Origin of the sequence: Acinetobacter rongchengensis, assembly GCF_003611475.1 — a bacterium.
Taxonomy (GTDB): domain Bacteria; phylum Pseudomonadota; class Gammaproteobacteria; order Pseudomonadales; family Moraxellaceae; genus Acinetobacter; species Acinetobacter rongchengensis.
The window spans coordinates 1-9,400 of record NZ_RAXT01000076.1 but is presented as its reverse complement, the minus strand read 5'-3'; the positions used below and the strand labels follow the sequence as shown (position 1 = coordinate 9,400).

At 43.7% G+C, this 9,400-nt stretch carries 12 protein-coding genes; 10 read left to right on the top strand and 2 right to left on the bottom strand.

Annotation, left to right across the window (positions count from 1 at the left end; all coding sequences use genetic code 11):
• The 6 genes from D7V20_RS17665 to D7V20_RS17640 all read left to right on the top strand — a co-directional run.
• The coding region (locus tag D7V20_RS17665; RefSeq protein ID WP_228198835.1) for a glutaredoxin at window positions 1–252 on the top strand (252 nt) is incomplete at its 5' end.
• Between the two features lie 31 nt (window positions 253–283).
• Complete coding sequence (gene msrB / locus D7V20_RS17660) at window positions 284–724, top strand: peptide-methionine (R)-S-oxide reductase MsrB (protein WP_000483554.1); 441 nt, start codon at window positions 284–286, stop codon at window positions 722–724.
• 21 nt (window positions 725–745) lie between these two features.
• Complete coding sequence (locus tag D7V20_RS17655; protein ID WP_079381165.1) at window positions 746–991, top strand: glutaredoxin family protein; 246 nt, start codon at window positions 746–748, stop codon at window positions 989–991.
• A 50-nt stretch (window positions 992–1,041) separates the two neighbouring features.
• The gene (locus D7V20_RS17650) at window positions 1,042–1,350 is read left to right on the top strand and encodes an antibiotic biosynthesis monooxygenase family protein (RefSeq protein ID WP_058952588.1); all 309 of its coding nucleotides are present in this window, start codon (window positions 1,042–1,044) and stop codon (window positions 1,348–1,350) included.
• Complete coding sequence (locus D7V20_RS17645; protein ID WP_000857678.1) at window positions 1,347–2,621, top strand: acetyl-CoA C-acetyltransferase; 1,275 nt, start codon at window positions 1,347–1,349, stop codon at window positions 2,619–2,621. The genes D7V20_RS17650 and D7V20_RS17645 overlap by 4 nt, the downstream gene beginning before the upstream one ends.
• Before the next feature lie 9 nt (window positions 2,622–2,630).
• Window positions 2,631–3,293, top strand: coding sequence for a peptide-methionine (S)-S-oxide reductase MsrA (locus D7V20_RS17640; RefSeq protein WP_001281573.1), 663 nt, complete (start codon window positions 2,631–2,633; stop codon window positions 3,291–3,293).
• A gap of 219 nt (window positions 3,294–3,512) precedes the next feature.
• Here D7V20_RS17640 and D7V20_RS17635 read toward each other — a convergent pair whose 3' ends face one another.
• Both D7V20_RS17635 and D7V20_RS17630 read right to left on the bottom strand, forming a co-directional pair.
• Window positions 3,513–4,490, bottom strand: coding sequence for a sensor domain-containing diguanylate cyclase (locus D7V20_RS17635; RefSeq protein ID WP_002119794.1), 978 nt, complete (start codon window positions 4,488–4,490; stop codon window positions 3,513–3,515).
• Between the two features lie 617 nt (window positions 4,491–5,107).
• Entirely contained in the window at window positions 5,108–6,394 is a 1,287-nt protein-coding gene (locus tag D7V20_RS17630; RefSeq protein ID WP_000257537.1) for a GAF domain-containing protein, read from the bottom strand.
• Window positions 6,395–7,262: 868 nt separating this feature from the next.
• Between D7V20_RS17630 and D7V20_RS20350 the strand changes: the two genes are divergently transcribed.
• The 4 genes from D7V20_RS20350 to D7V20_RS17610 form a co-directional block, all read left to right on the top strand.
• On the top strand, window positions 7,263–7,424 hold the full coding sequence (locus D7V20_RS20350) for a peptide-methionine (S)-S-oxide reductase (protein WP_223290059.1): 162 nt from the start codon (window positions 7,263–7,265) through the stop codon (window positions 7,422–7,424).
• A 58-nt stretch (window positions 7,425–7,482) separates the two neighbouring features.
• Window positions 7,483–8,037, top strand: coding sequence for a carboxymuconolactone decarboxylase family protein (locus tag D7V20_RS17620; RefSeq protein WP_000088799.1), 555 nt, complete (start codon window positions 7,483–7,485; stop codon window positions 8,035–8,037).
• Window positions 8,038–8,174: 137 nt separating this feature from the next.
• The gene (locus D7V20_RS17615; RefSeq protein ID WP_004911234.1) at window positions 8,175–8,690 is read left to right on the top strand and encodes a YkgB family protein; all 516 of its coding nucleotides are present in this window, start codon (window positions 8,175–8,177) and stop codon (window positions 8,688–8,690) included.
• A 239-nt stretch (window positions 8,691–8,929) separates the two neighbouring features.
• Window positions 8,930–9,400, top strand: a 471-nt coding sequence (locus D7V20_RS17610) for an IS5 family transposase (protein ID WP_213069656.1), incomplete at its 3' end; no start/stop codon positions are given.

Below are 9,400 nucleotides of genomic sequence, written 5' to 3'. Positions count from 1 at the left end.
ACGAAAGAGGAAAAAATGAAAGAACTTAAGAACGTTGTCATCTACACAAAAGACCATTGTCCGTTTAGTAAACGCGTGAAGGAGTACTTAACTTCTGAAAAAGTTGATTTTAAACAAATTCGCGTGGATGACGATCCCAAGACTTATGATGAGTTGAAGAAAAAAACCAACCTTCAAACTGTTCCGCAAGTTTTTGTGGATGGAAAATTCATTGGTAGCGCGACTGACTTCTTCGCGTGGATTGATAGCTAAAGAACAAACCCAAAAATAAAGGAGCAAATTTATGTTCAACTGGGAAAGCATTAACAACTATCTCGATAACGGCACTCCCGCTCCTCCTAGAAAAGTAGAAAAGAGCGAGGAAGAGTGGAAAAAAATTCTGACGCCCGCTCAATTTAATGTCATGCGGAAGAAAGGCACCGAGCGCCCTCACACTGGGGAACTCTGTTCATTTTATGAGGCAGGACGGTATGCCTGCGCGGGCTGCGACACTGAACTGTTTGATTCGAACGTTAAGTTTGATTCGGGAACAGGTTGGCCGAGTTTTTCTGAGCCCGTCGCCGACAACGTAATTCAATATGAACTGGACACGACTTACGGACGAAGAATCGAAGTGCTATGCAATGTGTGCGAAGCCCACTTAGGGCACGTTTTTCCAGATGGTCCTGAGCCCTCTGGGGCTCGATTCTGCATCAACTCGGAGTCGTTGAAGTTTGTAGAGTAATTTTAGAAAATGGAGGGGGTCGTGGGGATTAAGCTGTTCGGTCATAAGGACTGCCACAAAACCAAGATTTACCAGTCGTACTTGAAAGAAAAAGGAATCGAGTTTGATTTTTTAGATGTTCACGAAGACGACGCGGCAGCTGATGAACTGCGATCCCTTTATACTACTGGAAAGTTAAATTTCCCGACAATACTGGTTGGGACAAAGAAGCTGAGAAACCCCAAGTTCAAGGATCTCGACAAGTGGTTGGAAGCTTCGATAAAATAACGAGATCTTTTTTTTGAGGATTGTAATTAGCTTAGTAAGGAGTCAGATCAATGATTATAGCAGTTTTCCGCAGTCGTGTTGCCAAGGAGCACGGTGGGGAGTTTGAAAGAAGATACGCCGAGATGTCCGCGCTTGTCGAAGCCATTCCTGGTTACGGAAGCCATGAGCGGTTTTCTTCTCCTAACGGTGAAGATGTTCTAATTGTCGAGTTCCTTACCAGAGAAGCTTTCGATGCTTGGGATAAGCATCCCGAACACAAAAAAGCCAAGATGCTTGGCAAAGACTACATTTTTGAATCGTACGGCGTGAAGGTCGGAGAAGTTTTTGAACGGCACACAAAGCCGGAGGTGAAATTATGAAAACGAGAAACGTTTATATCGTAGGTGGAGCTCGGATTCCATTTATGAAATCTATGACCGCATATCGAGACGTCTCAAGTGAAGAACTAATGACGGCGAGCCTAAAGAGTTTAGTTGATAGATATAACTTGGAAGGAAAAACTGTGGGCGATGTAGCCTTAGGAGCTGTCATGCACAGCTCGGCTAACTGGAATTTGGCTCGTGAAGTCGTTCAATCCTCCGGTTTGCATCCAAACACTCCGGCATATAACGTGCAACGTGCTTGCGGAACGAGCTTGGAAAATACGATTCAGATTGCTCACAAAATTTCTAGCCACCAAATTGAAAGTGGCATTGCGGGCGGTGTTGATAGCAACAGCGATTTGCCCATTATGGTTAGTCGAACTTTCGCAAGAAAATTGATTGCGTTGAATTCTGCCAGAACGCTTGGTGAGAAAGTAAAAATCATTTTAGGAATTAAACCTAGCGATCTAAAGCCAGTGTTGCCCGCAGTGGTTGAGCCACGCACCGGAAAATCAATGGGTGAGCATTGCGAACTCATGGTTAAAGAGTGGAATATTTCTCGCCAAGAGCAAGATGAGTTAGCGCTGGCAAGTCACAGAAATGCAGCTCAAGCATATAAAGATGGGTTTTATGATGATCTCGTCTTTCCATTCCAAGGAAATAAGACCGATGGAATTTTGCGTGCTGATACAACTTTGGAAAAATTGTCGAAGTTAAAACCTGTTTTTGATAAATCAGAAAAAGGGACTTTGACGGCGGGAAATTCAAGCTCGCTCACAGATGGCTCATCCACCGTTCTTTTGGCTTCCGAAGAAGAGGCTAAAAAGAATAATTGGCCGCTGTTGGCCAAGATTGTGGATTCTCATACTTCTGCCGTGGATTACGTCGCTGGCGAAGGTTTGCTCATGGCTCCAACTGTGGCGGTCAGTGAATTATTGAAGCGAAACGGCTTAAAGCTTCAGGATTTTGATTTTTACGAAATTCACGAGGCGTTCGCTGGACAAGTGCTCTGCACGATGAAGGCGTGGGAGTCTGCTGAATACTGCAAAACACGTTTGGGACGATCAGAGCCTCTCGGAAAAATTGACCGCTCGAAGCTAAATGTCCGTGGAAGTAGCATTGCCCTTGGGCATCCGTTTGCGGCTACTGGCGCTAAGATCGTCGGAGTTTTAGCAAAGATACTGCACTCAGCTGGTCCTGGAAAACGTGGCCTTATCGTCGTTTGCACGGCGGGAGGAATGGGAGTGGCTACAATTCTTGAAAGTTAGGAGAAAAATATGTCGGATCTAAAAATGAATAAAGAAGACGGTGTTGAAAGCTATGAATTTGCAACCCCTGAAGCAATCGAAGAAGCATTGAAAATCGGGAAGCTTAGTCAAACGGTTTTCGGCATGGGTTGCTTTTGGGGACCGGATTCTAATTTTGGAGGGACGCAGGGAGTAGTGCAAACACGTGTTGGCTACGCTGGAGCATCAACTCTGGATCCGAGTTACCGCAACATCAACGGACACGCCGAAGTCGTCAGAGTGATCTACGATAAAGACCAAATCAGCTACAGGGAACTTCTTGGAAGTTTTGAATCATGGTCTGTTCATGGTAGAAAGCAGGGCCAGTATCGCCAGATACTTTTTGTTTTTGATCTGGAGCAAAAACAAGTAGCTGAAGAACTGATTCAAGCGATTGGAAAGGAGAAATCTCCCGAGGTGATTGAGGCCGGAGAACAAAATGGTTATTTTTGGCCCGCCGAAGATTACCATCAAAAGCATCGTCTTCGCAGAAACAAACAGCTTGTAAGTCTTGCAGAAGTAGATTTCGGTCCTCGCTGGGATGAACATCTGTATTTTACTAAATTAAATAGTACCGATAGAAAAGGCTTCAGTCTCTCAAGCTGGCTAAAAAAGTTGTCTCCGGAAATGCAGAAAGCTTACCGAATCGGTTAATCTGAAATTGCAGCTGGCTAAAGAACTCTATTTTCTATATGTAAAGAATGTGACGATCTCCTTCACATGGAGTCCAAGAGAGCATAAAAAATCTGTGTAAGTCGCATTACCCATGTATTTGAAAGGAATAAATAATGCCAATATCAGACCAGCTTATCGACCGAAGCAAGACCTCAGTTTTTATGAGGTCTTGAGATCAGCGCAGCATGAACAGATCTCTTACAGTGTGGCGAACACACTGGTTTGATTGCGGCCTTGGGTTTTAGCTTTGTATAACATCTGATCGGCGACTTCGAGCAACTGCTTTTTGTCGTCAAATAAATCAGCGCTGGCCAAACCTATGCTGACCGTTAATTGTCGTAATAACCACTCATGGTTAGCCACTACCAGCCTTAACTTTTCCAGTGTTTTATTTGCGGACGCTGTGTCTGTGCCTGGCAGGATCAGCACAAACTCTTCACCACCATAACGGGCGAAAAAGTCATAGTTCCTGCTATGGCGCTGAAACAGAGCCGCGACTTGACTCAGTGCCTCATCTCCTGCGGCATGACCATAGCTGTCGTTAAAACTCTTAAAGTGATCAATATCAATCAATGCCAGTACAAAAGATTGTCCTGTTCTTTGCCAGCGAGCAAATTCAGCTTCAAACTTGAGGTCAAAAGCTCTTCTGTTGTTCACCCCTGTCAGCGCATCCGTCATGCTGGTATTATGTAATTGTTCGCCGACTTTTTTCAGCTCCAGTATGGCGATCACTTGTCTGGACAGAGCCTGCAAAGAGCTTATCTGCCGCTGGTTCAGCTGCTTAGGAACATGATCATAGACACAAATAGTACCAATCACTGCACCTTCGGGATCAATCAGCGGCGAGCCAGCATAAAATCGGTAGCCAGGTCCTGAAATCACCATAGCATTGGTACTGAATCTGTGATCTAAAGTAGCGTCAGGGACCACCATTACCGCATCAGGTGTTTCCATTGCATACACGCAAAAGGACTCTTTAATTAATACAGAGGTACGCGAAATACCAACTTTTGCAATTAGATTCAGCTTTGTGTCATCGGTTCGCGTCACCATAGCCACTGGTGCATCACAGATATAACACGCCAGTTCAGTGATATCCCGCAGGTTCTGATCTGCTTCAGCAGGTGCTTTTAGTGTGGTTTCTGCACTAGCTGTTTGAGCTAAACTAAAGGTCATGTACTTCTCCGTTTTTCTACTGCATTTTTCAAAGATCCTGCATAGAAAAATGAATTAAATCGTTGATTTAACTCTAGCATAGATCTGTCAGACTTGAAGTTATCTCTGTAGCAATGGTATTGTTTTGTACAATATTCGCCTGCTTGATTTGAGTTTTAGCTGTATTTATAAACTTTTGGCTTTTCCGGTCGCAGGCTCTATAATTTGCTCGTTTAAATCCAACTCTTCGTCTAACGTCATCTATTTAGTGTGCATGCGGCCTCCGGAGCATTTTCCGTGGTTTATTTTACCGAAGCATCGGGATTGCTAAATAGAGCTGAACGCTGTAATGCGCTTTCGAACTGAGCTTTCCGTAACTTCGGCATTAGTTCATGTACCTTGCTTACTGGATGTTGGTTGACGCGCAGCAGCACGTCCGTCAGATAATCGTAAACGTTAATAGCAGTGTTGACCTTGCTTTGAATGACGCCAACATGCTTAGCACCAAGCTCCGTTCAGCAGAATCACAGCCAGTTTTTCAGTTATCCCAAGTGTCACTCTCAGATTAAAGGCCGCCATACCGGATGTAGTGCCAACAAGAAAACTAAAACACAACTTCGCTGATCATCGCTGAGTGTTTATAAATCGTCTCCCATCACCGGTATCGATAAGCAGATAAGCCTGGTTATGCCATTAGCAGTTCTTGAAGCATTCCTGCTTTCAATGTCGTCAACGTGATCACGATTTGAGTTGAGATAACGACTCTGTTGCTGAAGACTCTCAGTTAATTGCCACTCACCAGATTCAAGAACAGCACCCGCTAACTCGGCACATACTGTTGCAAAACCATAAAGCGCTTGATTATCGCGGGTAAAACGCAGCGGCATCGTCTGGCCTTTTACAAGAAGGGACCATTCCAAAACTCTGTACTTACCTTTTAATCGGTTACTGACAAAAATAGTTATACTTGTACCGCTGGCGCCAACAACTAAAAAGCTCGTGATAGCTAGTCCTATCAGAGACCATAACTCTGGTTTCCCACTTAGTAACAGTGGATTAGGCAAATGACTCCTCAAAACGAGATCAGCACCAAGGGTCAGCGCTGTTTTATACACTGCTTGTTCTAATAATGGAGTTGCATTGACCAGTGACGCAACAGCATCACAACTATAAGGTTCTAGAACTGCCGTAGCTCTCAACCATTCTGTTTCATGGGCAATCGCCAACAAATTTGACCAAATTCGAACCAGTGCCGCTATATGAATGGAGTTTTCATCAGTCAGGACGGTTTGATTAAGCTGCTTATCCAGTTCCTGATGCCAGTATTGGTATTGGCTTGTCAAAAGTACAAACAACTCAGATTGAAGCAACTTATTATTAGTTACCGGTCTTATCCTATTTGACATCTCATTGAATAGTTGTATAAATTTTTTGTCTGCTTGTTGCTCACGCTTTAGCAGATCTTGCTGTTGTTGAAGCATCTGTAAATCGTATTCAATGGCCTGCTTAAAAAGTGTGAGTAAGGAACAGTGTTGTGATGCCCGATCTGGGCTTGAAAAGTCCAACATACACAAAGTACCGAAAGTTTTTCCGCTAGGCCAAAGCAATGGCAGGCCATAGTAATAACTAAAGCCTGCTGCAAATGTTGGGTTATTGTTTTCATATCGGGTACCGATTGCATTTTCAACTAGTAATGGCTGGTTACTGGAAATGACTTGGGAACAATAAGTGTTAAGTGCCAATGGAACAGGTTCACCGCAATAAAAAGTTGGTACTGACACACTGCCAACAGCCTGACAAATTTCGTTTTTATCTAATCGATTAATCAGCACACAAGGCACTTCCGCGACTTGAGCCATCGAGTTTACAATGCCTTGCCAGCGCTCTAGGAGCAGAGCGGTTTCTATGCTCAAATCTACTGCCATTTGTTCCCTCAGTATTTAAATAGTCCCCTTTTGCATCATTCGATCTTGTTTATCTCAGAGTATCAAACAGGAAACAAAGTGATTGATGTCAATCAGGGAATTAGCAGCATTGATGCATTAAGCGGCGCACATACACTCTAAGTAAAGTGCTTAAGTCTGATTATGGCAAGAAATTGTTACTTTGTCAGGGATAGTCAACACTTTATTAGCGAGAGACTTGCTTGGCTGACATTTAAGACAAATCGCGAGATTCCAAATCTGCCACCAACAGTCGGAACTGAGTAACTCACTTGAGCTTTAAAAAGTAAAGCATTGAAATATTTATGGTATTTATACATCCTACCTAGCTCACAGCAGAGTTTAGCATCGTGCATTAATATGACCTTACACTAAAAATACGTACTAGTTGACGTCTATCAAACTCGTTTACGAGATAGTGTAGTGGTCGACAAATTTTGGCCACATCGTTATTGCCTAATAACCGATGCTCTCTTTAAATGCGAAATGAGTAGTGCACGCATTTTTAGCCTTTTGGCAAAACGTTGATGTCTCGAAATTTTCAAGCGCTGTGCCTTGTTTATTTTCAGAAACGTCTGCTTTCAGTGAGTTCCTGATGCTCGGGCGCTCTAAATTATGGGTATAGACAATCTGATTTGCCCTATATTTGCAGTTTTTCGTGAACCCTTAATTTCACAACTCTTTTAATCTGATATCCAAAGTCTGCATCCATACATAGCCCCTACGTAAACTGTCTAATAAGTCACATTATACGAACTATTGAGCATGTTATATCTATTTTACATGCTGTAAATTCAGTTCCATTAGTAAATAGATAAAAACCAAGGAGGCTTTATGAAAAATAAATAATGTGATCGTTGCCGGAGGGTGTTTTTGGAGTCTCGAAGACCTCCTTAGAAATCAGGACGGCGTGACGTCAACGAAGGTGTGTAGTGGCACTGAAATGGCGACTGCGCAAGACGTGAAGATGAGCTGTCTGATAGCAACGGATTATCAAGCAGAACCTTCTTAAATACAATTTATTCCACGCCAATACAGCGTGCTGTCTTTCAAATCACTAGGAGAAATTTATGTCACGTTTGAACACCCCTACCACAATCGACGCCGCGCCTACTGCTACCCATACCTCACTCAAGGCTGTGGAAAAACAACTGGGCCGCGTTCCTAACATGTTCCGCGTCGTTGCCAACAGCCCTGCTGCGCTGACTGGCTACCTGCAATTGAGCGCAGCATCAGCACAGGGCGGCTTGGGTACAGCGACTCTTGAGCGTATTGCCCTAGCCGTCGCTGAGATCAACGGCTGCGATTATTGCCTTGCTGCCCATTCCTTCCTAGGCCGTAAGGTGGCCAAGCTTGATGATGCTGAACTCACTGCCAACCGCAGCGGTGCATCAAATGACCCTAAGGCCGACGCAGCCGTGCGTTTTGCTGCCGCCGTAGTCCGCCAGCGCGGGCAAGTCAGCAATGACCAGGTCCAAGCGGTGCTGAACGCTGGCTACAGTGATGCACATGTAGTGGATATTCTGTTGGCTGTTGCCCTGAACACTTTCACTAACTACGTTAACGAAGTGACACAGACCGAGGTCGACTTCCCGGCCGTTCAACCACTAGGCATTGATGTCTAATCCATTGGTGCTCAACTACAGCAATTACCTAAGTTAGGTTCGACTCGAGTAAACATATAGTTTTTCTCAAGAGTCATATCATTTTAGTGGGCTACATAGAGTGAGTCCACATGGCTAAAAATAATTGGAGATATAAGATGACTATTCCCGAAATTGAAAATGGTGTCCAGACTACCAATACCCTTAGTAATAATCTCGGTGCAAAAATCACTAAGTTTGGTATAGGTGGCATCTACGTTGCCATGACGATAATATATTTGTGGTTTGGTGGCATGAAATTCACTAGCTACGAAGCAAACGGTATACATGGTTTTGTTAGTAATAGCCCTCTGCTTTCGTGGATGTATAGCTTCCTCAGCATTCAAGGATTCTCAAATTTTCTGGGTGTGCTTGAAATTTCAGTTGGCCTGTTAATCGCTGCACGAGTTTTCTCCCCTAAGCTCGCAATCTTGGGCGGTGTACTTTCAACCGGACTCTTTTTTACGACATTGTCGTTCATGCTGACTACACCCGGTGTTTTTGAGGCATCTCTTGGGTTTCCTGCGATCTCTGTGGTTCCTGGCCAGTTTTTGCTAAAAGATTTAGGCTTGTTTGTCGTGTCTATATTTATCGTAGGTACATCACTTACAGCACTGGAGCACAAAAACAAATAAGCCTCACCCGAAACAACTATAAGTTAGATGGCTCCTAAACACATTAGAGAGCCTTTATTTTTATCTTTTAAGTGCTTCAAGTACGTGCCTTACTAGAGGCTGTTGATCTTTGAGTGAAAAATGAACGGCATAGCAACAAGGTATAATGGTTTCGCCAAAAATCAAAAATACCACCGAGAACGGACGTTGCTATGCCAAGGACAATGCTAACAGATAACGCCTAGGAAGCCCTAAAGCAAATACTTAAAGAGACAGGGCGTGTTTACAATAAATATGAACACCGAAATACACTGGAAGGCATACTTTATCGTATGCGCACAGGCATTCAGTGGCGAGATTTGCCTGAAAGATTCGGTCGTTGGAACTCTGTATTTAAGCGCTTTAACCTTTGGTCAAAGAAAGGTGTGTTACAAAAATGGTTTCAAAGCATATCGTCCGATAATGATCCAGAATGGTTGTTTATTGATGGAAGTATTGTCAAAGCGCATCAAGACAGTAGCGGAGCCGCAAGCAGTTCAGATGAAGCGATAGGAAAAAGTCGGGGTGGGAGTTCTACAAAAATTCATCTCGCTGTAGATAGCGGTGGGCTTCCCGTTTATTTTGAAATATCGGGTGGTCAGATAAATGACATTGGTTATGTGAAAAAAACCGATGCAGAAACCCAGGTACTGTTTGAATTTATCGCGCATCGATATGAAAGCGGTAGCCTG